The organism is Bradyrhizobium sp. NC92 (assembly GCF_025200865.1).
Taxonomy (GTDB): domain Bacteria; phylum Pseudomonadota; class Alphaproteobacteria; order Rhizobiales; family Xanthobacteraceae; genus Bradyrhizobium.
The window spans coordinates 75,892-98,144 of record NZ_CP104171.1 but is presented as its reverse complement, the minus strand read 5'-3'; the positions used below and the strand labels follow the sequence as shown (position 1 = coordinate 98,144).

Annotated in this window: 25 protein-coding genes and 1 tRNA gene; 14 read left to right on the top strand and 12 right to left on the bottom strand. The window is 64.6% G+C overall.

What is annotated here, in order from left to right; translation table 11 throughout:
- The first annotated feature begins 182 nt into the window (after positions 1–182).
- The 4 genes from N2602_RS00465 (at position 183) to N2602_RS00450 (ending at position 3,504) form a co-directional block, all read left to right on the top strand.
- Positions 183–704 (top strand): TerB family tellurite resistance protein, encoded by a 522-nt coding sequence (locus N2602_RS00465; RefSeq protein WP_172787902.1) that lies wholly within the window; start codon positions 183–185, stop codon positions 702–704.
- 185 nt (positions 705–889) lie between these two features.
- Positions 890–1,669: an SDR family oxidoreductase gene (locus N2602_RS00460; RefSeq protein ID WP_260381426.1), complete on the top strand. Its 780-nt coding sequence runs from the start codon at positions 890–892 to the stop codon at positions 1,667–1,669.
- Between the two features lie 129 nt (positions 1,670–1,798).
- Positions 1,799–2,593: a glutamine amidotransferase gene (locus tag N2602_RS00455; RefSeq protein WP_212260384.1), complete on the top strand. Its 795-nt coding sequence runs from the start codon at positions 1,799–1,801 to the stop codon at positions 2,591–2,593.
- A 98-nt stretch (positions 2,594–2,691) separates the two neighbouring features.
- Entirely contained in the window at positions 2,692–3,504 is an 813-nt protein-coding gene (locus N2602_RS00450) for an enoyl-CoA hydratase (protein WP_260381425.1), read from the top strand.
- A gap of 109 nt (positions 3,505–3,613) precedes the next feature.
- On the opposite strand, the gene N2602_RS00445 is transcribed toward N2602_RS00450, so the two are convergent.
- Positions 3,614–3,689: transfer RNA gene (locus tag N2602_RS00445), tRNA-Ala, on the bottom strand.
- Between the two features lie 204 nt (positions 3,690–3,893).
- Between N2602_RS00445 and N2602_RS00440 the strand changes: the two genes are divergently transcribed.
- From N2602_RS00440 to folD, 3 genes are read left to right on the top strand one after another with little or no spacing between them, the layout of a single operon-like run.
- The gene (locus N2602_RS00440; protein ID WP_018645113.1) at positions 3,894–4,184 is read left to right on the top strand and encodes a YggT family protein; all 291 of its coding nucleotides are present in this window, start codon (positions 3,894–3,896) and stop codon (positions 4,182–4,184) included.
- 15 nt (positions 4,185–4,199) lie between these two features.
- Positions 4,200–4,550, top strand: a complete 351-nt coding sequence (locus N2602_RS00435) for a DUF167 domain-containing protein (protein WP_212260387.1) — start codon at positions 4,200–4,202, stop codon at positions 4,548–4,550.
- 10 nt (positions 4,551–4,560) lie between these two features.
- A complete protein-coding gene (folD, locus tag N2602_RS00430) occupies positions 4,561–5,445 on the top strand; it encodes a bifunctional methylenetetrahydrofolate dehydrogenase/methenyltetrahydrofolate cyclohydrolase FolD (RefSeq protein WP_260381424.1) in 885 nt (294 codons plus the stop codon).
- 114 nt (positions 5,446–5,559) lie between these two features.
- On the opposite strand, the gene ppa is transcribed toward folD, so the two are convergent.
- Positions 5,560–6,096, bottom strand: a complete 537-nt coding sequence (gene ppa / locus N2602_RS00425) for an inorganic diphosphatase (RefSeq protein WP_027573074.1) — start codon at positions 6,094–6,096, stop codon at positions 5,560–5,562.
- A gap of 179 nt (positions 6,097–6,275) precedes the next feature.
- A complete protein-coding gene (locus N2602_RS00420) occupies positions 6,276–6,785 on the bottom strand; it encodes a GNAT family N-acetyltransferase (RefSeq protein ID WP_024338772.1) in 510 nt (169 codons plus the stop codon).
- A 266-nt stretch (positions 6,786–7,051) separates the two neighbouring features.
- Between N2602_RS00420 and N2602_RS00415 the strand changes: the two genes are divergently transcribed.
- From N2602_RS00415 to N2602_RS00400, 4 genes are read left to right on the top strand one after another with little or no spacing between them, the layout of a single operon-like run.
- Positions 7,052–7,951, top strand: coding sequence for a S9 family peptidase (locus N2602_RS00415; RefSeq protein WP_260381423.1), 900 nt, complete (start codon positions 7,052–7,054; stop codon positions 7,949–7,951).
- A complete protein-coding gene (locus N2602_RS00410; protein ID WP_260381422.1) occupies positions 7,948–8,415 on the top strand; it encodes a DUF2269 domain-containing protein in 468 nt (155 codons plus the stop codon). The genes N2602_RS00415 and N2602_RS00410 overlap by 4 nt, the downstream gene beginning before the upstream one ends.
- Before the next feature lie 8 nt (positions 8,416–8,423).
- A complete protein-coding gene (locus tag N2602_RS00405) occupies positions 8,424–9,743 on the top strand; it encodes an SDR family oxidoreductase (protein ID WP_260381421.1) in 1,320 nt (439 codons plus the stop codon).
- A gap of 60 nt (positions 9,744–9,803) precedes the next feature.
- Positions 9,804–10,211, top strand: a complete 408-nt coding sequence (locus N2602_RS00400) for a thiol-disulfide oxidoreductase DCC family protein (protein WP_260381420.1) — start codon at positions 9,804–9,806, stop codon at positions 10,209–10,211.
- Between the two features lie 93 nt (positions 10,212–10,304).
- Here the strand turns inward: N2602_RS00400 and N2602_RS00395 are convergent, their stop codons facing one another.
- From N2602_RS00395 to N2602_RS00365, 7 genes are all read right to left on the bottom strand, one after another.
- Positions 10,305–11,552: an NAD(P)/FAD-dependent oxidoreductase gene (locus N2602_RS00395; RefSeq protein ID WP_260381419.1), complete on the bottom strand. Its 1,248-nt coding sequence runs from the start codon at positions 11,550–11,552 to the stop codon at positions 10,305–10,307.
- A 307-nt stretch (positions 11,553–11,859) separates the two neighbouring features.
- A complete protein-coding gene (typA, locus tag N2602_RS00390) occupies positions 11,860–13,686 on the bottom strand; it encodes a translational GTPase TypA (RefSeq protein ID WP_172789519.1) in 1,827 nt (608 codons plus the stop codon).
- Positions 13,687–13,923: 237 nt separating this feature from the next.
- Positions 13,924–14,208 (bottom strand): hypothetical protein, encoded by a 285-nt coding sequence (locus tag N2602_RS00385; protein ID WP_260381418.1) that lies wholly within the window; start codon positions 14,206–14,208, stop codon positions 13,924–13,926.
- Positions 14,205–14,426, bottom strand: a complete 222-nt coding sequence (locus tag N2602_RS00380; RefSeq protein ID WP_212260395.1) for a hypothetical protein — start codon at positions 14,424–14,426, stop codon at positions 14,205–14,207. Before N2602_RS00380 ends, N2602_RS00385 begins: the two co-directional genes overlap by 4 nt.
- A complete protein-coding gene (locus tag N2602_RS00375; protein WP_260381417.1) occupies positions 14,423–15,868 on the bottom strand; it encodes a radical SAM protein in 1,446 nt (481 codons plus the stop codon). The genes N2602_RS00380 and N2602_RS00375 overlap by 4 nt, the downstream gene beginning before the upstream one ends.
- Positions 15,849–16,565 (bottom strand): prolipoprotein diacylglyceryl transferase, encoded by a 717-nt coding sequence (locus N2602_RS00370; RefSeq protein ID WP_260381416.1) that lies wholly within the window; start codon positions 16,563–16,565, stop codon positions 15,849–15,851. The genes N2602_RS00375 and N2602_RS00370 overlap by 20 nt, the downstream gene beginning before the upstream one ends.
- 75 nt (positions 16,566–16,640) lie before the next feature.
- Positions 16,641–17,405 (bottom strand): Crp/Fnr family transcriptional regulator, encoded by a 765-nt coding sequence (locus N2602_RS00365; protein ID WP_212260398.1) that lies wholly within the window; start codon positions 17,403–17,405, stop codon positions 16,641–16,643.
- A 179-nt stretch (positions 17,406–17,584) separates the two neighbouring features.
- On the opposite strand from N2602_RS00365, the gene N2602_RS00360 reads away from it, so the two are divergent.
- A complete protein-coding gene (locus N2602_RS00360) occupies positions 17,585–17,968 on the top strand; it encodes a response regulator (protein ID WP_260381415.1) in 384 nt (127 codons plus the stop codon).
- Positions 17,969–17,971: 3 nt separating this feature from the next.
- On the opposite strand, the gene N2602_RS00355 is transcribed toward N2602_RS00360, so the two are convergent.
- Both N2602_RS00355 and N2602_RS00350 read right to left on the bottom strand, forming a co-directional pair.
- The gene (locus tag N2602_RS00355) at positions 17,972–19,513 is read right to left on the bottom strand and encodes an alkaline phosphatase (protein ID WP_260381414.1); all 1,542 of its coding nucleotides are present in this window, start codon (positions 19,511–19,513) and stop codon (positions 17,972–17,974) included.
- Between the two features lie 129 nt (positions 19,514–19,642).
- Positions 19,643–21,088, bottom strand: coding sequence for a TAXI family TRAP transporter solute-binding subunit (locus N2602_RS00350; RefSeq protein ID WP_260381413.1), 1,446 nt, complete (start codon positions 21,086–21,088; stop codon positions 19,643–19,645).
- Between the two features lie 152 nt (positions 21,089–21,240).
- On the opposite strand from N2602_RS00350, the gene N2602_RS00345 reads away from it, so the two are divergent.
- Together N2602_RS00345 and N2602_RS00340 are read left to right on the top strand one after the other, a co-directional pair.
- The gene (locus tag N2602_RS00345) at positions 21,241–21,540 is read left to right on the top strand and encodes a 4a-hydroxytetrahydrobiopterin dehydratase (RefSeq protein ID WP_260381412.1); all 300 of its coding nucleotides are present in this window, start codon (positions 21,241–21,243) and stop codon (positions 21,538–21,540) included.
- A 103-nt stretch (positions 21,541–21,643) separates the two neighbouring features.
- On the top strand, positions 21,644–22,030 hold the full coding sequence (locus N2602_RS00340; RefSeq protein ID WP_172789509.1) for a YkvA family protein: 387 nt from the start codon (positions 21,644–21,646) through the stop codon (positions 22,028–22,030).
- Positions 22,031–22,253 lie beyond the last annotated feature (223 nt).

The following is a 22,253-nucleotide window of genomic DNA, read 5'->3' as shown; positions in this document are numbered from 1 at the left end:
TGATACATCCTCCATCGTCATGGCAGGGTCAGGCCCTGCCATGAGGGCCGAAGGCACCTCACAGATTGCCGAAACGTAATGCGCGCGCGGAACTGACGCACGTTGCGGCGGTTGAGTTTCCCGCTCATATAATGCTGGTAACGGCCGCGCTCCTTGCGGCGTCATCGATCTCGGTAGGACCTATGCTCGACGGCTTGCGCCAATTCATCGCCGACATTGTCGGTCCCCAAGCCCAGGACCGCGCCTTCGGCGACAGCGATTATCGGCTGGCCGCGACCGCGCTGCTGGTCCATGTGGTCTCGCTGGACGGCCAGCCCAGCGCGGCCGAGCAGCGCAAGCTGCACAGCCTGATCGAAAGCCATTTCGGGCTCGACCGCGGCACCGCTGACCGTCTGATCGCGGATGCCACCCAGGTCGAGGGTGAGGCCGTCGACCTCTATCACTTCACCAGCGTCATCATGCGCTCGCTCGACGAAGCGGGCCGCAAGCGGATCGTGCAGATGATGTGGGAGCTGGTCTATGCCGACGGAGAGGTCAGCGAGTTCGAGGACAATGTGGTCTGGCGCGCGTCCGATCTGCTCGGGATTTCCCAGCGCGACCGCATCGAGCTGAAGCACGCCGTTGCGGAGCGTGCCGGTGGCCAGGTCAAGGATCGCGCCGTCGGACCTGTCCCCGGCGGATTGCCTGGCCTGCGCGCCACATGACGAAACTTTAATGTAAGCCGGGCGGCCCCGCTTTTGTGGATTCGGCTGCAAATACCGGTCTTTCCTGATCCCCTGTCGCCTTCTCAAGCAGCCATGCTGCCTGCGCCGCTTGCATGGCGCGCACGGCCTATGCTCTCGTTCAGCCATTGCCGGGGCGACAGACTTCAATTCAAGAGACTTCGATCGTGACTGAGCGGGTAACGTTGATCACCGGTGCCTCGGCGGGCATCGGGATGGAGCTGGCGCGTGTGTTTGCCGCCAATGGACATCGCCTCGCATTGACCGCGAGACGGGTGGATCGGCTCGAAGCGCTCGCGAGCGAGCTCACCGCCAGGGGCGGCAAGAAGCCGATCGTGATCGCCTGCGACCTCGAGGACGCGGATGCCGGCGAGAGGATCGCCGCAGCACTTGCCGCCGAGGGCGTCGAACTCGATCATCTCGTCAACAATGCCGGCTTCGGCGTGTTCGGCGATGCCATCGAGCGCGATCACGACACGCAGCTCGGCATCGTCGACGTCAACGTCCGGGCCCTGACGGATCTGTCGCTGCGCTTCGCCGATCAACTCGTCCGGAACAAGGGCGGTCTTCTCAACGTCGGCTCGGTTGCAGGCTTCCTGCCCGGCCCCGGCATGGCCGTCTACTACGCGTCCAAGGCCTATGTGATCTCCTTCACCGAAGCATTGCGGGCGGAGCTCGCGCCCCGCGGCGTCCGCGTCACCGTGCTCTGCCCGGGCCCGGTGCCCACGGAATTCCAGGCCCGCGCTGGTGTTGGCTCGCAACATGATACGGCCATGCTCAACGTTTCTGCCGCCGAAGTTGCGCGGGAGGCGTATCGCGGCCTGATGGCCAACAAACGGGCAGTGCTGCCGGGTTTCGGCATCAAGATTGTGCCGTTCGCGCTGCGCTTCTTTCCGCGCGGCTTCATCCTGGCCGCCACCAGCCGGTTCCAGAGGCAGCGGCGCTGAACAACGCCGCCCGCGTCCGTAGTGGCCCGGAGCTTGCTTCAAGCACGCGGCGTGTGTGCGCAAACTCACACGATGTTAACTATCGCTTAGCTATGCTGGCGGTCTGAACCGATAGCACTCGCAGAGGCCATGTCGTTCCGGACGGACAGGTTTGGTGGCGCAGAGGTGGTCGCCTTCCCACAGAGGGCGCCGCGCGCCGCCGCCGCTGAAACCCGGCTGCCGGTTCTGATCGTCCTGCATCAGGAGTGCTCGACGCCCGGCCGCGTCGGCAATGCGCTGCGCGCGCTCGGCCATCGCCTCGACATCCGCCGTCCCCGCTTCGGCGATCCCCTGCCCGAGACGCTCGATCAGCACGCCGGCGCCGTGATCTTCGGCGGCCCGATGAGCGCCAACGATCCCGACGATTACATCCGTCGCGAGATCGACTGGATCGAAATTCCGCTCCGCGAACAGCGGCCGTTGCTCGGCATTTGCCTCGGTGCGCAGATGTTGGCGATGCAGCTCGGGGCCCGTGTCGCGCCGCATGCGCAGGCGCTGACCCAGATCGGCTACTATCCGATCAGGCCGACCGCCGCAGGCCGCGCGCTCTGCCCGCATTGGCCGGCGCAGGTCTATCATTGGCATCGCGAGGGCTTTGAGCTGCCGCTCGGTGCCGACTTGCTCGCCGAAGGCGATGATTTCCCGGTGCAGGCGTTCCGCGCCGGCAATGCTTTCGGTGTGCAGTTCCACCCCGATGTGACCTTCGCGATGATGTGCCGCTGGACAACGCGCGGCTACGACGGCTTCAGCGCGCCTGGGGCGCGGCAGCGGCATCATCATTTCGCGGATCGTGCCGTCTACGATGTCGCCGAACGCGCCTGGCTCGATCATTTCATCGACGGCTGGCTGGAGCGCCGGCCGGTGCTGGCGCAAGCCGCCGAGTGATCGCGCCTTCGCGCAAGTCCTTGCCTCTTCCCTGGATATGCTAGGCTCTCTGCAAACGATCGCGCACCAATGCGTGCCGGCAAGCAAGGGAGAGCGCCGTGGCCTACGAACACATTCTCTATGAGGTGAGCGACAAGATCGCGACCATCACGCTCAATCGCCCCGATCGCATGAATGCATGGACGCCGATCATGGAGCGCGACGTGCGCCGCGCGATGGAGGCGTCGAACGCCGACGACAATGTCCGCGTCATCGTCCTCACCGGCGCGGGCCGCGCCTTCTGCGCCGGCGCCGACATGGATGCGCTGAAGGGCCTCGATCCCAACGACGTCAGGCGTGCCTCGAACCTGCCGCCGTTCGACATGAATCGCCGGCCGGACTGGCAGACGCGGTACGGCTACTATCCTTCGATCAAGAAGCCGGTCATCGCGATGCTGAATGGCGCCACGGCCGGCATCGGCCTCGTGCATGCGCTCTATTGCGACCTGCGCTTTGCCGCCGACAACACCGTGTTCACCACCGCCTTCGCGCGGCGCGGCCTGATCGCCGAGCACGGCATCAGCTGGATGCTGCCGCGCATCGTCGGCCACGCCAATGCGCTGGATCTGTTGCTCTCGGCGCGGCGCGTCTCCAGCGATGAGGCGTTGCGGATGGGCTTGGTCAACCGGCTGTGTTCGCCGGAGAAGCTGCGCGAGGAAACCTATGCTTACGCGCGCGATCTCGCCGATTTCGTCTCGCCGAGCGCGATGGCCGTGATCAAGCGCCAGCTCTACGAGGTGCCGTTCCAGACGCTGGCCGAGGCGACGATCGAGGCCAACCGCGAGATGATGGTGGCGTTGAACGGGAGCGATTTCCGCGAGGGTGTAGCCAGCTTCATGGAGAAGCGGCCGCCGAGGTTTACGGGGAGGTAGGGGGAGCAGTCTGGAAAGTCCATCTTCGCCCTTTGGGCTTCGCCGGACACCACGCTTCCTGCTTCGAGCTCCGCGCGGCTGCGCCACGCGTAGCCCGAAGGGCGAAGCGTGGTGGAGCCAGGCGGGATCGAACCGCCGACCTCGTCATTGCGAACGACGCGCTCTCCCAGCTGAGCTATGGCCCCTTTGCTGGCCGCTCTGGTGAACGCGGCCGACAACCGGGCGCCATTTAAGTCCCCGCCAAGGTCAAGTCAAGGACGCGTGTAACCGGGTTTTAGCCATCCGGGCGCCGACTTCCCTTGTTTGGGCCGGGGGGAACCGATATCTAGCAAACGGGGCGTCAATCCCGACCGAGCCAGAGTTTTCAAAAGCCAGAGGCCTCAAAAGCCATGCGTGCCGTTCTCGACATCGTCATCATCGTGCTCGATCTCTACGTCTGGCTGCTGATCGCCTCCGCGATCCTGTCCTGGCTGATCGCCTTCAACGTGGTCAACACCCGCAACCAGTTCGTCTCGGCGGTGGCGGAGTTCCTGTACCGGATCACCGAGCCCCTGCTTGCGCCGATTCGCAATTTCCTGCCCAGTCTCGGCGGTCTCGACATCTCGCCGATCATCCTGATCCTGATCATCATGTTCATCGAGCGGGTGATTCTGTACTACATCTACCCGAACGTGATCTAAGCGGGCGGGAGCGCCTTGGTTGCCAACAAGGAGCCTTGTTGTCAGGAGGCTTGGCGCTACTCGGCCGCAGGGATCAGCATTGCGCTGCGGGTGACGCCGCGCGGCGGCCGCGACGACATCGACGGGATCGAGCAACTTTCGGATGGCCGCAGCGTGCTCAAGGTGCGGGTGCGCGCCATCGCCGATGGCGGCGAGGCCAACAAGGCCGTTCTGCTGCTGCTGGCGAAATCACTCGACGTGCCCAAGGCCAGCGTGAAATTGCTATCCGGAGCCACGTCGCGGCTGAAGCAGATCGCAGTCGACGGCGATCCGGCGCGGCTCGGCGAAGCCCTGCGCCAGCTTGTATCGGCCAAATCGAAGGACTGAGGGAACTGACATGACCGCTGAGATCATCGATGGAAAAGTCATTGCGGCAGAACTCCGTGGCCGCGTCACTGAGGAGGTCGCCCGCGTCAAGCGCGAGCACAACCTGGTGCCGGGCCTTGCAGTGGTCCTGGTCGGCAATGACCCCGCCAGCGAGGTCTATGTCCGCTCAAAACACACCCAGACTCAGGCCGCGGGCATGGCCTCGTTCGAGCACAAGCTGCCGGCCGACGTCTCGCAGGCAGATCTGCTGGCGCTGGTCGCAAAGCTCAACCGCGATCCCGCCGTGCACGGCATTCTCGTGCAATTGCCGTTGCCGAAGGGATTGAACACCGAGGCCGTCATCAACGCCATCGATCCCGGCAAGGACGTCGACGGGCTGCATCCGAACAATGCTGGCCGGCTCGCCGGCGGCTTCGATGCGCTGTCGCCCTGCACGCCGCTCGGCTGCATCATCCTCACCAAGAGCGTGCATGCCTCGCTGGAGGGCATGAACGCGATCGTCATCGGCCGCTCGAACCTGGTCGGCCGCCCGCTCGTGCAATTGCTGCTGAACGAGAACGCCACGGTGACGATCGCGCATTCGCGCTCGCGCGATCTGCCCGGCCTCGTGAAGAAAGCGGACCTCGTCTATGCCGCGGTTGGAAGACCAGAGATGGTGCGCGGCGACTGGCTGAAGCCGGGCGCGACCGTGATCGATGTCGGCATCAACCGCATTCCGAAGGAGGACGGCAAGACGCGCCTCGTCGGCGACGTCGCCTATCAGGAAGCGCTTGCCGTTGCCGGCGCGATCACGCCGGTGCCGGGCGGTGTCGGCCAGATGACGGTGGCGTGCCTCCTGGTGAACACGCTGCGCGCGGCGTGTGCCATCGCAGGGCTGCCGAAGCCGGCGGTGTAAGCAAGCTCTCGCGTCCCGGACGCGACGCTGAGCCGGGACCCGTGGCGCCACCGTACTGGGCCCCGGCTCAGCAGCGCATCGTTTCACGCTGCGCTGCGTCCGGGGCACGGAAGCCTAGCCCTTCTTCTTCTTCTCGCGCTCGATGCCTTCGAGGATCAGCTTGTGCGCCTCCTCCGGGCCGCCCCAGCGCAGGATCTTCACCCACTTGCCCTTCTCGAGATCCTTGTAGTGCTCGAAGAAGTGCTGGATCTGCTGCAGCGTGATGTCGGGCAGGTCGGAGTACGATTTCACCTTGTCGTAGCGCTGCGTCAGCTTGGACGACGGCACCGCCAGGATCTTCTCGTCGCCGCCGGCTTCGTCTTCCATGAATAGCACCCCGACCGGGCGCACGCTCATGACGGCGCCGGGGATGATGGCGCGGGTGTTGATGATCAGCACGTCGCAAGGGTCGCCGTCATCCGACAGCGTGTGCGGGATGAAGCCGTAATTACCGGGGTAACGCATCGGCGTGTAGAGGAAGCGGTCGACCACCAGCGTGCCGGCCTCCTTGTCCATCTCGTACTTGATCGGTTCGCCGCCCACGGGGACCTCGATGATGACGTTGACATCGTGGGGGACGTTTTTTCCGATCGAGACCGCATCGATACGCATTCAAGACTCCGTTGTTGCCGAGGATAAATCGCGCCCGGCAGCGATTTTGGCGCTGTCATACGCGGGCTTGGCCCGCTGATCCATCGCGTTTTTGTGAAATAATGAATCCGGCGATCACCGGCTCGAGCGGCCGGCGGTATCGACGGATGGGAACGCTGCCCGATTAGGGTTTCAGCAGCTCAATTGGTCCAAGCGAAGGCAACCTTGTCGAGCGCCTTCGGCCCGAACCGCTCCGACGAGCGTGCCACCATGCGGCCACCCAAGGCCCGGTAGAACTCGGTGGCGGGGTCGTTGTCCGAGAGCGCCCACACCACCATGCTCTTCAGGCCGCTCTGCATGAGGTCGCGGCGGGCGGCGGCGAACAGGCGGCGGCCGAAGCCGAGGCCCTGAAATTCGGGCCGCAGATACAGCTCGTAGATCTCGCCGTCGAAATGCAGGCTGCGGGCCCGGTTGCGACCGTAATTGGCGTAGCCTGCGATCTTGTCGCCGAACACCAGCACGCTGACGCGGCTGCCTTTGCGGATCGCGCTGTCCCACCACTGCGGACCGCGGCGGTTGATCAGCTTCTCCAGCTCGGCCCCGGGAATGATGCCCTGATAGGCCGAACGCCAGGCTTCGTCATGGGTCGACGCCACCGCAGTTGCATCTGCGGCTTTGGCCGGCCGGACCTCGATCAGGGTTGTGCTCATGGACGCGATCAAACCAAGTCGCCGCGTCGGCGGCAAGACCTATCGTTAATTATCGGTTAACCTGTGGACTTTCTGCATCAGTATTTCGGCCATGTTGTGCCGAAAGAGGACAAGCCGCCATGTCAAACGCCAACAGCAGGGCCGGCGTCGGTGCAAAACTACGTCGCGGCAACGAGGGGACGGCAATGGCACCGCAGAAAGTCGGCCGATAATGATTCGTTCCTACTAATCTGGCTGTCGCTGTTCGCGCTCGCTCTCGGCAATTCATGCGGCTCCTCAACATCATCGCGCTTCTGCCTCTGCTGGCTTTGCTGACTGCGCCGCCTCTGTGTGCGCAGGTCAGGTTTGGTCCATCGGGAGAGGAGGGCGCGCCGTTGCGTCGGCAGGACTGGCGCGTGCCCACGCCGGATACCGACCTTGCCGCGCATGCCGTGCTGTTTCGCCCCTCCGGCCCAGGTCCGTTCCGGCTCGCGGTGATCGCCCACGCCTCGACGCAGAACACGTTGCGTCGGGCGCAAATGCCGCAGCCGGAATACCGTCCGCTTGCCGCCTATCTCGTCGCGCGCGGCTTTGCCGTGCTGGTGCCGGAGCGGCCCGGCCATGGTGCAACCGGCGGCCGCTACCTCGAGGATCAGGGCGGCTGCGACGAAGCCGATTACGCACGCTCGGGCCGCGCAACGGCCGACGCAATCTCGCGGGCGCTGGTTCATCTGCAAAAGCAGGACTTCATCCGCAAGGACGGCGCGATCGTGATCGGCCATTCCGCCGGCGGATGGGGTGCGCTGGCGCTCGCCAATGCCGATCCGAAGGTGATTTCCGCCATCACGGTGTTTGCTCCGGGACGCGGCGGCCATGCCAATGATGAGCCGAACAGAATCTGCGCGCCGCATACGCTGCTCGCCGCGGCAGCGGAGTTCGGCAAGACCGCCCGCATTCCCGTCACCTGGCTTGTTGCGCGCAATGACAGCTATTTTGCGCCTGCATTCTCGCACAAACTCGTCGATGCGTTTCGCGGCACTGGCGGCAAGGCCGAGTTTCGCCCGCTGCCGGCCGTCGGCAGCGAAGGCCATTGGATGATCGAAACCGAAGCCGGCGTCAAAGCCGCCGGCAGCGAGCTCGCGCGCGTGCTGAACCCGCGCAAGCCTGTGGCGACCAAGAAGCCATGACGCTGTATTTCCTGGTCAAATTTGTTCACGTGCTCGGCGCCATCGTCATTCTCGGCACCGGGACCGGCATCGCCTTCTTCATGCTGATGGCGCATCGCACGCAGGATCCGGAGTTCATCGCCCGCACCGCTTCGGTCGTCGTCATCGCGGACGCGATCTTCACGCTGTCGGCCGTGATCCTCCAGCCGGTCAGCGGCGGCGTGCTGATGATGCTGTCGGCGACGTCGATCGCGGAGCGCTGGCTGCTGGCCTCACTCGCGCTCTATGCGATTGCCGGGTTGTTCTGGGTGCCGGTGGTGTTCATGCAGATCGAGATGCGCGACCTCGCGCGCAAGGCTGCTTGGCAGCGCAGTGCGCTGCCACAGCGCTATTTCGTGCTGTTCCGCCGCTGGTTCGCGTTCGGCTTTCCCGGCTTCGGGGCGACGATGGCCATCCTGTGGCTGATGATCGCGAAACCGTTTTGAGACACGTGATGAACCAGCGCACCATTCTCGTGCTCGGCGCCTCCGGCCTGATCGGCCGCTTCGTCACCGACGATCTGCGCACGCGGGGCTTTCGCGTCGTCGGCGTGGCGCGGAGCCTGTCGCCGGCGCAGAGGATGAGCGCGCTGGACATCGAGCTGCCGATCCTCATCCTCGACGCGGCCGCGCTGATGCGTTTCCTCAGCGAGCATGCGGTGGACGTCGTCGTGAACTGCCTCGGCGTGCTCCAGGATGGCCCCGGCAGCAACACGAGCGCGGTGCATCGCGATTTCGTCGCGCGGCTGCTTCAGGCGATCGGAGGCTGCGGCCGCGCAATCCGACTGGTGCACATCTCGATCCCCGGCGCCGCGGAGGCGGATCGCACCGCCTTCGCCACGACCAAGCGCGAGGCCGAGCGCCTGATCGGGGCTAGCGGCATTCCCCATGCCATCCTGCGGCCCGGCTTCGTGGTCGCACCCTCAGCCTATGGCGGCAGCGCCATGCTCCGCACGCTTGCTGCCTTTCCGATCGATTTGCCGGCCAAGGAAATGGCAACGCCATTCCAGCCCGTGGCGATCGAGGATATTTCGGTGACCATCGCCTGGCTCGCGGCATGCGACATCGACGGTGCCTCGTTAAGGGCGGTGAGCTGGGACCTGATGGCGGCCGAACCGGTCACCATGGCCGGCGTCATCAAGCCGTTTCGCCTTGCATTCGGCACGGCCGGCTGGCCGCGCATCGCGATGCCGCGCCTCATGCTCGATCTCGGCGCGAAACTCGGTGATATCGCCAGCCATCTCGGCTGGATGCCGCCGATGCGCTCCACCGCCATTGCCGAGCTCCGTCGCGGCGTGACAGGCGATCCGTCAGCGTGGATCGCCGCGACGGGCATCGCGCCGAAGACGCTGCCTGAGACGATCGGACGCCATCCTGCCAGCATCCAGGACAAATGGTTCACGCGCCTGTTTCTGGTCAAGGCACTGATCTTCGCAAGCCTGGTCGCGTTCTGGGTCGTCTCCGGTTTCATCGCCTTGTTCGTGTCCTATCCTGCCGCCGCCGGCATCTTGAGCGCGCACAATTTTCCGCCCGCGCTGGTCGATCCCATCACCATCGGCACCAGCCTGATGGACATGAGCATCGGCGTATTGATCGCCTTCCGCCGCACCGCGGCGGTCGGGCTCGTCACGGGAATCGTCGCCTCGCTCGGGTATATGGTGGGCGCGGCGATCCTGACGCCCGTCCTGTGGATCGAACCGCTCGGCGCGCTGGTGAAAACCGGGCCGGCGATCGTGCTGATGCTCGTTGCGTTGCTCATCCTGGATAATCGATAGCGTTTTCGAGCGAAGTGGATTCCGGTTCGCATGAAGAAAACGCGTCAAAAAGAGAGTCTGATGCCAAAATGGCCCGACGATGACGTTATCCTGTTCGACGGCATCTGCATCTTCTGCTCGCGCTGGGTGCGGTTCGTTGCGGCGCGCGATGAGGCAAGGCGCTTTCGCTTCACGCCGATCCAGTCGGACTATGGGGCGCGGTTGGCGCGCACGTTCGGTATCGACCCCGATGATCCCGATACCAATGCGGTGATCCATGGCGGCGAAGTGTTCATGAAGTCGGATGCTGCGTTGACGGTGCTGTCGCAGCCCCCCGGCTGGGGCTGGGTGCGTGGGCTGTTCGCCGTGCCGAAGCCGCTGCGGGACCTCGTGTACAGCCTCGTCGCGCGCAACCGCTATCGCATCTTCGGCAAGTACGATGCCTGCTTCGTGCCCGACGCGGATTTGCGGGCGCGGGTGATCGAATAATTCGTCATTGCGAGCGCAGCGAAGCAATCCAGAATCCCTCCGCGGTGGCAGTCTGGATTGCTTCGCTACGCTCGCAATGACGGAAGTGTGGAGCTACGACTTGCCCAGGGTCGCGAGCACTTCCCCCGCCGCCCGCTCGCCACTGTCCCGCGCGCCATGCGCCGTCGTGAAGAACGTTGGGGACGTCGCTTCCCCCGCAAAAAATAATCGCCCATCCACCGGCGCGGCCAGCACAGCGCGATCTCCGGCATGCCCCGGCAGCGCATGCGAATACGACCCCCGCGCAAAGGGATCGCGAGCCCAGCGGGACTCGCAGAGCGGCTTCAGCTTGCGCCGGATATCGTTGCCGAGGAAACCCGCGATCTCGTTGATAGCTTGCGCGGCGATGGCGCCGTCACCGGCATCTTCCAGCTCGCGGGCAAAGCTGCCGCCGAAAAAGCCCTCGATGCAGGGCTGGCCGAACGGGCGGATGTGGTAGGTGCCCATGTCGGTGCGCATGGTGGCGCCGCGTAAGTTGCCCTCCTTCGGGAAAGCCTCGGCGTCGTCGAGCCCCAGTGTCACCTTGTCGTCGACGCCGAGCGGCAGGCCGGCCGCTGCGTTCACCTTTGCGGGGAGCGGCGGTGAGAAGCGGATCGCTTCATCGGCGATCAGATTGGTCGACACGGTGACGATCACCTTGTCCGCGGTCAGCGTGCCCCTGGACGTCTCGATGCGGATGCGCTTGTCCGAGTGATCGATCAGCGTGACGTTGCAGTTCAGCGCCACCGGGCAGGGCGCACCATAAGCCGCAATCAGCGCGCCGTAGCCGCGGCGAACGCGCCAATTGAAGTTCGTATCCTCATAAGCGTCCCAGTCCAGCGTCGACATATCCTTCAGCTCGCAGCCGTTGATATAGGTCGAGATCGCGTCGATCATCGGATTCCAGCGATTGCCAGGCTCCAAATGCGAGCTCGTGGGCTCGTCCTTGCCCGTTTGCGCGGCCTTCCACACGCGCTGGTAAAACGCGTCCATCGCACGCATGAAATCGTCGCGCTCGCTTTCCGGAAAGGCGTTGCCATAGGCACGCTCGCGCCAGGGCGGCAGGTCCTTGTTCAGCTCGAAACCGAGCTGTCGCGCGATAGGCACGAAGGAGTTCTTGTCCGCCGAATGCAGCCAGCCGCAGCCGACGTCGAAGGTCACTTCAGGCGAGGCTTGCACCGTCCAGGCCCGGCCGCCGAGCCGGTCACGGGCCTCCAACACGATGACGGAGAGGCCGGAGCCGTGCAACGTATGGGCTGCGCCGAGACCGGCGGCACCAGCGCCGATGATCGCAACGTCGACGGAGGAGGGGAGAGAGGTCATGGACGGGCTCTAGCACGTTCGCCGGGTGTGCTGAAGCCGCCACAAGTCGGCTGTCATCACCCGCGCAGGCGGGTGATCCAGTATTCCAGAGGCAGTCGTTATAGAGCCGAGAAGCCGCGGCGTACTGGATGCCCCGGTCAAGCCGGGGCATGACAGTCGTTGGGTTTCGTAGGATGGGCAAAGGCGCCCTTGCGCCGTGCCCACCATTGCCTATGGGGATCTCGATTGGTGGGCACGCTTGCGCTTTGCCCACCCTACGGCACTGGATTCCCCGCCTTCGCGGGGAATGACAGTTAGAGCGGCGACCTTACGCCACCGCTTCCTTGGCCTTTTCCGCGCGCTTGCGCTCGTTCGGGTCGAGGTGCTTCTTGCGCAGACGGATCGACTTGGGGGTGACCTCGACCAGCTCGTCGTCCTCGATATAGGCGAGCGCCTTTTCCAGCGTCATGCGGATCGGCGGGGTCAGGCGCACCGCTTCGTCCTTCGAGGTCGTGCGGATGTTGGTGAGCTGCTTGCCCTTGAGCACGTTGATCTCGAGATCGTTGTCGCGGGTGTGCTCGCCGACGATCATGCCGCGATAGACCTTCCAGCCCGGCTCGATCATCATCGGGCCGCGGTCCTCCAGCTTGAACATGGCATAGGCCACCGCCTCGCCCTGGTCGTTGGAGATCAAGACGCCATTGCGACGGCCCTGGATCTCGCCCTTGTATGGCGCATAGCCGTGGAACAGGCGGTTCATGATCGCGGTGCCGCGGGTGTCGGTGAGCAGTTCGCCCTGGTAGCCGATCAGGCCGCGGGTCGGCGCGTAGAACACCAGGCGCTGGCGGTTGCCGCCCGAGGGCTTCATCTCGATCAGCTCGGATTTGCGCTCGCTCATCTTCTGCACGACGACGCCGGAATGCTCCTCGTCGACGTCGATCACGACCTCCTCGATCGGCTCCATGGTGGCGCCGGTCGCTTCGTCCTTCTGGTAGACGACGCGAGGACGCGACACCGAGAGCTCAAAACCCTCGCGGCGCATGGTCTCGATCAGGATTGCGAGCTGGAGTTCGCCACGGCCCGACACTTCCATCGCGTCCTTGTCGGCGGATTCGACGACGCGCAGCGCGACATTGCCCTCGGCCTCGCGGAGCAGACGGTCGCGGATCATGCGGCTCGTCACCTTGTCGCCTTCGGTGCCGGCGAGCGGGGAGTTGTTGACGATGAACGACATCGACACGGTCGGCGGGTCGATCGGCTGCGCCGGCAGCGGCACCTCGACGGTCGGGTCGCAGAAGGTGTCGGCGACGGTGCCCTTGGTCAGGCCCGCAATGGCGACGATGTCGCCGGCTTCGGCTTCGTCGAGCGGGGTGCGCTCGAGGCCGCGGAAGGCCAGGATCTTGGTGATGCGTCCGGACTCGACCAGCTTGCCGTCGGCGTTCAGCACCTTGACCTGCTGGTTCGGCTTCAGCGTGCCGGAGGAGATGCGGCCGGTGATGATGCGGCCGAGATAGGGGTTAGCCTCGAGGATGGTGCCGATCATCCGGAACGGACCTTCCTCGACCTTCGGCGGGGCGACGTGGCGCAGGATCAGGTCGAACAGCGGCTCCATGCCCTTGTCCTGTGGACCTTCGGGGCTGTCCGCCATCCAGCCCTGCTTGGCCGACCCGTAGAGGATCGGGAAATCGAGCTGCTCCTCGCTGGCATCGAGCGCAGCGAACAGGTCGAACACCTCGTTGATGACTTCGGTCGGGCGCGCGTCGGGGCGGTCGACCTTGTTGATGACGACGATCGGCTTGAGGCCGACCTTGAGCGCCTTGGAGACCACGAATTTGGTCTGCGGCAGCGGGCCTTCGGCGGCGTCGACCAGCACCAGGGCGCCGTCCACCATGTTCAGGATGCGCTCGACCTCACCGCCGAAATCGGCGTGGCCAGGGGTGTCGACGATGTTGATGCGGGTGTCCTTCCACTGCACCGAGGCCGCCTTGGCCAGGATGGTGATGCCGCGCTCGCGCTCCAGATCGTTGGAGTCCATGGCGCGATCGGTCACCTTCTGGTTCTCGCGGAACGTGCCGGACTGCTGCAGGAGTTTGTCGACCAGGGTCGTCTTGCCGTGGTCGACGTGGGCGATGATGGCGACGTTACGAAGATTCATGAGTGAGCTTCTTTGCGGTCGAACAATGGGTTAAGCGCGATCTCGCCGGTCGGACCGGGACCTCTTCTCGAAACAACGCTGGAAGACTGGAAACGGGGCGCTTTGCGCCCAAAAAGGAAGCCCGGCCATCGGACCGGGCGCCCTGCGCGTTGCGGCGCAATATATGCAAAAACGGCCAAAAAACAATGTGTTCTTTGGCCGTTGGTTGACTGAATTTTGTCCGGGAATCCCCGGGGCTTAGGGCTGGTTCGGGGGATGGGCGGGGGCCTTGCGCCCCTTGATCGCCGCCCAGATCATGGCGACCCCGCCGATGCCAATGACTAGTCCCAAAAAGACCAGCGACGCGATGTCGGAGGGGATCTTGCCGTCCTCGACCACCGACATTCCGCCGAACAGCAGTGCGCAGAGGCCCGGTAGCAGCATGAAGATCCCGGCGATCGCCATCAGCGCGGTGAGGCAGCCGCCGCGCTGTTGCGGGGCCTGCGGAGGCACTGCCGGTGGGTTGAGACTGGAATCGCTCATGATTTCTTTCTCGCGGCCCCAATCAGCAACACGCCGGCGAATGCCGCCAGTAGTGCAAGGACGAGGACGGGGATGAAACGGCTATCGACGTGGAACGACGAGTCGGCGACGAAAATCAAGGCGCAGATGCCCGGCAACAGCAGAATCACCCCGAACATCACCATGAGCGCGGTGGCGCATCCGCTTCGCGACGGTGGAGGTGACGACGTCTCGCTCAACGAGGCATCTCCTCGCTCTGCCTGGCTTCTCGATAAGTGTCGCCGGCCAGCGCGGCACGGATGCCGTCGATCTTCCCGTTGCGGTAGAACAGATTGTAGGTGTCGAACGGAATGATCGCGCCTTGCTCGGTCACGAAATGGATGCAGCTGCGCTTGACGTTGCCGACGCAGAAATTGAAGCGGTCGAGAAACTGCACGATGGTGACGCGGAAGACGTTCTCGTAGGTGAGCCCGTCCGGCACCTGAAAGCTCGGCAGGCAGCACAACAATTCGCAGACGCGCTCGGACGTGTTGAGGGGTCCCGAGGACAGCGAGAACAGGTCGATGAACTTTTCCCGCAGCATCGGATATTTTTCCGGGCTGATGGTGTTGGGCATCACCGCCACCAGCTGCTCCTGCGGGATCAGCGACGTCAGCGGCAGCACCTTCTCGCCGTTGCGCAGGCCATAGCCGATCGAGATGCTCTCGGGGTTGCAGGGCAGCGGGATCATGTCCTTGTCGCCGAACACGCCGGTTTCGACGACGCGCTTGCGGATCTCCGACAGCATGATGCGGTCGGTATTCTTGTCGAAATTCTCGTTGCGGCCGGCATCCTGGACCGGCTGCAGGGTCACGCCGCGCACGCATTTCCAGGTCAGTGCGTGGCGCACGATGTCGCCGATCTCGGCATCGTTGACGCCGCGCTTGATGGTCGCGACCAGCGTGGTCGAGATGCCGTAATGCTCGAGATTCTCCAGCGCCTGCTGGCGGATTTTTCGCAAGTCGGCGCCGCGGAGGTTGATCAGCGCATCGCGCTGCAGCGAATCGAACTGGAGGTAGACCTCCAGCCCGCGCCTGTTCTCGGCAAGCCGTGCCACGAAATCCTTCTCGCGGGCGATGCGCAGGCCGTTGGTGTTGATCATGACATGGCGAATCGGGCGGGCGCGTACCGCGTCCAGGATCTCGAAGAAGTCAGGATGCAGCGTCGGCTCGCCGCCGGAAATCTGCACGAGATCGGGCTCGCCTTCGCTCGCAACCAGCGCGTCGAGCATCCTCTCGACCGTCGCGAGCGGCGTGAATTTCGTTCGTGCCGGCGAGGATTCGGCGAAGCAGACCGGGCAGGTGAGATTGCAGTGCTCGGTGATCTCGATCAGAGCCAGGCAGGAATGCTGCTCGTGGTCGGGACAGAGGCCGCAATCATAGGGGCAGCCGAATTGGGTGCGCTCCTGGAATTGCAGCGGCCGGTCGCCCGGCTTGATGAAATCCTTGCACAGCCGCCAATAGGCGGCATCCGTCGACACCAGCGTCGATTGCACGCCGTGCTCCCGGCAGCGCTTTTCGTACCAGACCTCGTTGTCCTGGATCTGGATCTTGGTCGGCACCAGCTTCAGGCAGGTCTCGCACAGGGATTGGGTCTGGCCCCAGAAGATGTAGGGACGCGACTTACGCAACGGCGCGTTCATGCAGGGGTCTCGCTTTGGGTGCCGTCGCCAGCATGAAAGCGGCGTAGAGCAGGATCGACAGCGACAGCAGGTGAAACAGGGTCAGGGGCCCGACCAGCGTGCCATAGGGCTTGAGGAATTCCCATAGGAAGCGTTGCGCTCCGTAATAGGCGAGCACCAGGTAGAAACCATTGGTGATCGCGAACGCGTTCTGGTTCAAAACCGCCAGCGTATAGACGAGCGCGAACAGAGCCATGGCCGCGGTCTCGTAGAGCTGCACGGGATGGCGGCGAACGCCATCGCCGAAATCATGGCCGAAGGGCAGGGCCGTCGGCGTGCCATAGGTGAAATCGTCGAGACCCGCGAGGTAACAGCCGATCCGGCCGATCGCGATGCCGAGCGCCAGCGGCAACGCGAACCGCGCGCCGGTTCGGACCGTGATCCCTGCGGACCATTTGTAGAGCTCGACCGCCACGATGCCGCCGGCCAGCGCGCCCTCGACCGAGCGCGCAATGCCGTTTTGCCCTGACAGCCACAGATTGGCGGAGCCGAACAGATACGCGCCAAGGCCTGCGCCAAACACCAGCGCGGCGACATAGGGCAGCGCGAAGGATTGCGCCGGAAACTGCAAGCCCCGTCGCGACAGCCAATAGACGGCGGCCGCCGCCGCCAGCCAGGCCAGGATGTCGAAGAGAGTGTGAAGGAAAGCCCCGCTCATGCGGGGGCAGTATAGCACGACCGCAATTAGAACGGCGCGCCGCGCATTATCGCGCCACAAGGGAAAAGCAAGAAGCTATCCGGCCTCCCGCTCCTCGGTCGGATAAACCCCGCGCAGCACCTCCTCGAAATGCATCTTCACGGCATCGTTGCACAGGCAGGCGCGCAGCCTCAGGCCGTCGCGGCTGCGGACCAGGATCGAGCCGCGCCTCGTGTCGAGCACGCCTTCGGCCTTGAACGACTGAAGCACGCGGCTGGCATAGGAGCGGCCCACCCCGAGCAGCGTCGCGAGCTGTTCATGGGTCAGCGGCACGCTGGTCTCGTCGCCGGTCCGCTCCATCGCAGCCAAAATCCATTTGGCGGTGCGCTGCTCGATCGAATGGATCGCGTTGCAGGCGGTCGACTGGAAGATCTGGGCCAGCATGCAATCGGCATAGCGGGCGAAGACGTTGCGCAGTGATGCCGAGCGCAGCTTGGCTGCTTCCAGCTTGGCGACGTGAATGCGCGCAAACGGTCCGCCGAATTTCACGCAGATCCGGGTATAGGCCGGCAGAAACCCCTCGCTGACGATGCCGCCGACCGCGCCTTCGCGGCCGACCAGAATGGTTTCGACGTCGCGGCCGTCCTCGTTGGGGACGAGGAAAGTCGCGAGCGACGGGCCGCAGGGGAAGTGGACGACCTGCACATCATCGCCGGGATTGTAGAGCAAGTGGCCTGCTGCAGACTCCTCGACGGTCACGTGCGGTGCCAGGAGGCCGTAATCGACCTGGCTCAAGCGCCGCAGCAGATTATTGGCCGGCCGGCTCTCGACCTCGGTGACCTTGCCGATGCGCGCATCCATCCTGAACTCCCACCCTTCCTTTCACCTTAGCGAGTTCCATCCGTTTCCTGTGTGCACAAGTGGACAGACCGGACAACGACGATGTGGTGAGTTTCGTTCCGGGAACCCTCCGATGCGCTGGGCGCAGGCATCGTGTCGCGGCAGTCCTGATCCAAAAAACCCCAAACCAAGATGCGATCATGGCACCCGCACCCTCCAATGGCACAGGCTGGCCGGCCGATGTTTTGATCGTCGAGGACGATCCGATCATCGCGATCGATTTCGAGGATCGCCTGCTCGGATTTGGAGTATCCGCGGTGCGGACCGTGGGTTCGGTGACGCAGGCGTTGGACGCCATCGCGAAACGGACACCCGATTTCGCGCTGCTCGATGTCGAGCTGATCCGGGAGACGAGCTTTGCGATCGCCGAGCGGCTGATCGCGCTGAAGATTCCGTTCGTCTTCGTCACCGGCTACGGCGCCGAAGCGCGTATTCCGTCCGAATTGGCGGGCCGGCCGCGGCTGCAGAAGCCGTGCTCCAGCGAGGCACTGGAAGCGGCGCTTCAGGCGCGCGCCGCCGATTAGCGGTCAGCTCTGCTTCGGGTCGAGCGTGGTCGACCACAGCGCGACGTCGGCGCGGTCGCGCAGGGTCACCGTCATCTGGCCGGAGGCGCCGTCGATCTTGACGTGGCCGAAGAACTGCATGCCCGCTGACGGCGGCAGGTTCTGGCTGTCTTTGCCCGGCGCCTTGACGAAGCGCACCTCGGGGCCAAAGGTGTTGTCGAGCGCGTTCGGACCGAACGTGCCGGCATGCAGCGGGCCCGAGACGAATTCCCAGAACGGCTCGAACTCCTGGAATTGCGCCTTGTTCGGATCGTAATAGTGCGCGGCGGCGTAATGCACGTCTGCCGTCAGCCACACCGTGTTGCTGATCGGCGCCATCTTGATGAAGCGCAGGATGTCGGCGAGCTCGAGCTCGCGGCCGCGCACCGGGCCGTCGCCCTGCGCAACGGCTTCCGAGCCGCCGTTCGGCGTGTCCGAGACGATCAGGCTGATCGGCATGTCGGACGCGATCACCTTCCAAGTCGCGCGCGAGTTCAGCAGGCCGCGCTTGAGCCAGGCAATCTGGTCCGGGCCGAGGAAATAGCTGGCAGGGCCATAGGCGGTTTCGAGATTGGCGCCGTTCGGCCCGCGATAGCTGCGCTCGTCGAGCACGAACACGTCGAGATGCGGGCCGTAGGAGATCTGGCGATAGACGCGGCCGGGCTCGGTGATGCTCTCCCGCAGCGGGTACATCTCGTGGAAGGCGCGGCCTGCGCGGGCCGCGAGCAGGGAGATGTCGCGCAGCTTGTAGGCGGCCGGCAAGTCTTTCGACAGCGACCAGTTGTTGGTGACTTCGTGGTCGTCCCACTGCACGAAGATCGGCACCTCGGCATTGAAGGCGCGGAGATTGTCGTCGGTGAGATTGTATTTGTGCGCCGCGCGGAACTCGTCCAGCGTCTCGGCGACCTTGGCCTTCTCCGGGATGGTGAGGTTCTTCCAGATCTTGCCGTCGGCGAGCTTCACCTCGGGTTGGATCGGGCCATCGGCATAGATCGTGTCACCCGAATGCAGGAAGAAGTCCGGCCGGTGCTTGCGCATGGTTGAGAAGGTGAACATGCCGCCGTCGTCGGGATTGATGCCCCAGCCCTGCCCTGCGACGTCGCCGCCCCAGACGAAGCTGACGTCGCGGCGGTCGGCGGGCGCGGTGCGGAAGCGGCCGGTCACCGGCTCGCCCTTGATCGCGCTGTGGGAGAGATCGCGAAAGCGGACGCGGTAAAAGACGTCCTGGCCGGCCGGACAATTTTCGACCAGCAACTTCGCGGTGAAGTCGCTCTCGGGCAGCGCCGCGATCGGCGGCAGCGCGCGGGCATCCTTGAACGACTCGGTGGTCGCCACCTCCACCAGCATCTGCGATGGACGGTCGGCGCGCGCCCACACCACGCCGCCGTCCACGGTGACGTCGCCCGATTGCACGCCGTGGGTGACCACCGGCCGGTCGGCCGCGCGGGAAAGATATGGCATCGCCATCGTGCCGAGTGCACCCGCGCCCGTGGCGAGGAAGCGGCGGCGGGAGAACCTAATGTTCATGAAGATGGCTCCGAACCCGAGCTTGCAGGAAGGCACCTCATTCCGGGGTTCGCGCGTTGCGCGCCCGGGATGACGGGGCAAGCTATATTGAGACAATGTGACGCAGCAATAACGCGCCCAAGCGCAGGCTCAGGCGTTGCCGGCGGCCCGGAATTGCGCGCCGGCGCGCTGCAGGTTCTGCGGCAGGCTCATCAGCAGGGCCTTGCGGTCGGCGACCGCCGAATGAAACTGGTCGAGGGCAATGTTGAAGGCGGTGAGCGCGCCTTCCTCGATCGCGCCGTGATCGTAACAGCGCAGCGTATCGCGCAGGATGTCGTCGGCTTCGGTCTGCATCTGGTCGAGCTCTTCGGTGGTCTCGCACTTGCGCGCGGCCGCGATCATGTCCAACAGCCGATCACGCAGATGGCTGTTGTTGTCGCGCTCGTCCTTCTTCAGATAGCCCGCAAACCACGCGCCGATCGAGCCCATGGCGGACAGCGCCATCAAGCCCCACCAGATGTAATCGCTGTATTTGTCGAGGAAGGTCTTCTCCTCGCCGTCGACGAAGGCGGCTGCACCGGGATGCACCGGGATCACGGCGTCCTTGTCGGTATCGGGCGTTTCGATCTTTGCCGCCAGCGGGAATTCCGTCACCAATTGCTGCCGCACGGCGAACAGCTGGCGCGTGAACGCCGCGATGGTGGTCTCGGACACGCCTTTGCGCGCCACGATGTGATGCGAAAAGCTGATGGTCTTGACCTCGTCCTCGGGTCGAGCGGGCGAGCCGCCATAGGTGCCGGCAGGGATCTCCGAGGCTTCGTAGACCGGATGGTTCTGTGCGATTGCGTCCGCCGAATCGATCTCGAGGAAGGTCGGCGTGCCGCCTTCCTTGATAGATGCCGCGATCGCGTCGGCCGTGATCTTGCTGTTGACCGGGCCGGCCGCGAGATAGACGTCGGCCTTCTGCGCCTTGATCGCGTCGGCAACCTCGTTCGCCGGGAATTGCACGATCTCGACCTTGGCGGAATCGACGCCGTATTGCTGCAGGATCACCTTGAGGAGGTTGACGTTGGCTTGGGTGCGGCCGACGACGCCGATGCGATGGCCGGCGAGCTGCGCGATCTTGGTGATCTTCGCGCCCTTCTTCTTGGCCTTGGCGGGCACGGACCACAGCACCACGACGTTCTTGCGCAGGGTCGCGACCGCCTGTGCGTTCTTCGGCACCTCGAGGTCGCCGCGCACGATGGCGAGGTCGACCTTGCCGTCCGCGAGCGCACTGGCGCTGGCGATGGCACTGTCGGTCTGGATCGGGCGCAGCCGCACCTGGCTCTTGTGTTGCGCGAAGCCTTGCGTCAGCGTCTGCACAACCTTGACGTCGTCGCTGTTGGCAGGGCCGACCGCGATCCTCAGCGTCACCGGTCGCATCGCGAAATAGTAGCCGCCGGCGAGCGCGCCGATGATCGCGAGCACCAGGGCCAGAGACACGAGGGCCGTCTTCCGCGCCGCGGATCGCGGCGAAGGCGGAGGGGGCGCTTCGGCCAGGTCCAATCCCCCGGTCATAGATCTCCCAAACAGGCGCTTCAGGCTCAGTTTCATCTTGGCCGGCGATTTACGCCCGCAATTGTAGCAAATTTCTTGTCCGGCGGGGTTACATCTCCGTCATGGTTAGCGGATCGAGGAAATCCCCGTGTGAACCCGGGCGTCAGCGCGGTGTTAGGGTAAAGTTCCCCTGAAGGACGGAGATGGTCATGTCAGAACGGCTCTCGGCAGAGGCGCGCAGGCAGGCGCTGGGCGGACTACCCGGCTGGACCGACGTCCAAGGCCGCGACGCCATCGGGAAAACCTTTGTCTTCAAGGATTTCAACGAGGCGTTCGGCTTCATGAGCCGCGCCGCGCTGGTCGCCGAGAAGATGGATCATCACCCCGAATGGCGTAACGTCTACAAGACCGTGGAGGTGGTGCTGTCGACCCATGATGCCGGCGGCGTCACGGCGCGCGACATCGAGCTCGCCAAGGCGATGAACGGCATCGCCAAGCCGACGGCTTAGCTGACACCTAGCTGACATCTTGCAGCGCCCGGCCGCATCCCCATCTTGTGATCAGCAGGGCATGCGGCGATCCGCCGCCCCTTGCTGAACGGGGAGTTGCAGCATGGCTGCCGAGCACAGTGTTGGCTTTGAGCCGGCCGATCGGCTTGCGGAAGATCGCGAGAGCGTGCGCCGCCGCTTCTGGCGCAAGCTGAAGCGCGTCGCCGCACAACTGCCGTTCGCCGAGGATCTGCTTGCGGCCTATTACTGCGCGTTCGACCGGCAGACGCCGCGCCACGTCCAGGCCTCGCTGTTAGGCGCAATCGCCTATTTCATCCTGCCGTTCGACTTCGTCGCCGACGTCATGCCGATGCTCGGCTTCGCCGATGACGCCGCCGTGCTCGCCACCGCCATCCGCATGGTTGCCGGCCACATCACGAACGAGCACCGCGAAGCCGCCCGCGCCGCGCTGAAGCGCGGGGTGAGCGAGGCGGACGTGGAAGCGGCGTAGTCAAGGCGGATTCAACCACACGTTCCGCTGTCATGCCCCGGCTTGACCGGGGCATCCAGTACGCCGCGGCCTCTCGATTCAATCACTGACGTCACGGAGTACTGGATCGCCCGGTCAAGCCGGGCGATGACAGTGAGTGTGTGGCTGCTGCTGCCGCGAGCATCGTCATTGCGAGCGAAGCGAAGCAATCCAGACTCTTTCCGCGGAGGGATTCTGGATTGCT

Excerpts from the sequence above, each read along its gene's own strand:
- N2602_RS00465 (WP_172787902.1), top strand. The coding sequence starts at position 183 with ATGCTCGACGGCTTGCGCCAATTCATCGCCGACATTGTCGGTCCCCAA.
- N2602_RS00455 (WP_212260384.1), top strand. The coding sequence starts at position 1,799 with ATGTCGTTCCGGACGGACAGGTTTGGTGGCGCAGAGGTGGTCGCCTTC.
- N2602_RS00440 (WP_018645113.1), top strand. The coding sequence starts at position 3,894 with ATGCGTGCCGTTCTCGACATCGTCATCATCGTGCTCGATCTCTACGTC.
- folD (WP_260381424.1), top strand. The coding sequence starts at position 4,561 with ATGACCGCTGAGATCATCGATGGAAAAGTCATTGCGGCAGAACTCCGT.
- ppa (WP_027573074.1), bottom strand. The coding sequence starts at position 6,096 with ATGCGTATCGATGCGGTCTCGATCGGAAAAAACGTCCCCCACGATGTC.
- N2602_RS00420 (WP_024338772.1), bottom strand. The coding sequence starts at position 6,785 with ATGAGCACAACCCTGATCGAGGTCCGGCCGGCCAAAGCCGCAGATGCA.
- N2602_RS00415 (WP_260381423.1), top strand. The coding sequence starts at position 7,052 with ATGCGGCTCCTCAACATCATCGCGCTTCTGCCTCTGCTGGCTTTGCTG.
- N2602_RS00410 (WP_260381422.1), top strand. The coding sequence starts at position 7,948 with ATGACGCTGTATTTCCTGGTCAAATTTGTTCACGTGCTCGGCGCCATC.
- N2602_RS00405 (WP_260381421.1), top strand. The coding sequence starts at position 8,424 with ATGAACCAGCGCACCATTCTCGTGCTCGGCGCCTCCGGCCTGATCGGC.
- N2602_RS00400 (WP_260381420.1), top strand. The coding sequence starts at position 9,804 with ATGCCAAAATGGCCCGACGATGACGTTATCCTGTTCGACGGCATCTGC.
- N2602_RS00395 (WP_260381419.1), bottom strand. The coding sequence starts at position 11,552 with ATGACCTCTCTCCCCTCCTCCGTCGACGTTGCGATCATCGGCGCTGGT.
- typA (WP_172789519.1), bottom strand. The coding sequence starts at position 13,686 with ATGAATCTTCGTAACGTCGCCATCATCGCCCACGTCGACCACGGCAAG.
- N2602_RS00385 (WP_260381418.1), bottom strand. The coding sequence starts at position 14,208 with ATGAGCGATTCCAGTCTCAACCCACCGGCAGTGCCTCCGCAGGCCCCG.
- N2602_RS00375 (WP_260381417.1), bottom strand. The coding sequence starts at position 15,868 with ATGAACGCGCCGTTGCGTAAGTCGCGTCCCTACATCTTCTGGGGCCAG.
- N2602_RS00370 (WP_260381416.1), bottom strand. The coding sequence starts at position 16,565 with ATGAGCGGGGCTTTCCTTCACACTCTCTTCGACATCCTGGCCTGGCTG.
- N2602_RS00365 (WP_212260398.1), bottom strand. The coding sequence starts at position 17,405 with ATGGATGCGCGCATCGGCAAGGTCACCGAGGTCGAGAGCCGGCCGGCC.
- N2602_RS00360 (WP_260381415.1), top strand. The coding sequence starts at position 17,585 with ATGGCACCCGCACCCTCCAATGGCACAGGCTGGCCGGCCGATGTTTTG.
- N2602_RS00355 (WP_260381414.1), bottom strand. The coding sequence starts at position 19,513 with ATGAACATTAGGTTCTCCCGCCGCCGCTTCCTCGCCACGGGCGCGGGT.
- N2602_RS00350 (WP_260381413.1), bottom strand. The coding sequence starts at position 21,088 with ATGAAACTGAGCCTGAAGCGCCTGTTTGGGAGATCTATGACCGGGGGA.
- N2602_RS00345 (WP_260381412.1), top strand. The coding sequence starts at position 21,241 with ATGTCAGAACGGCTCTCGGCAGAGGCGCGCAGGCAGGCGCTGGGCGGA.
- N2602_RS00340 (WP_172789509.1), top strand. The coding sequence starts at position 21,644 with ATGGCTGCCGAGCACAGTGTTGGCTTTGAGCCGGCCGATCGGCTTGCG.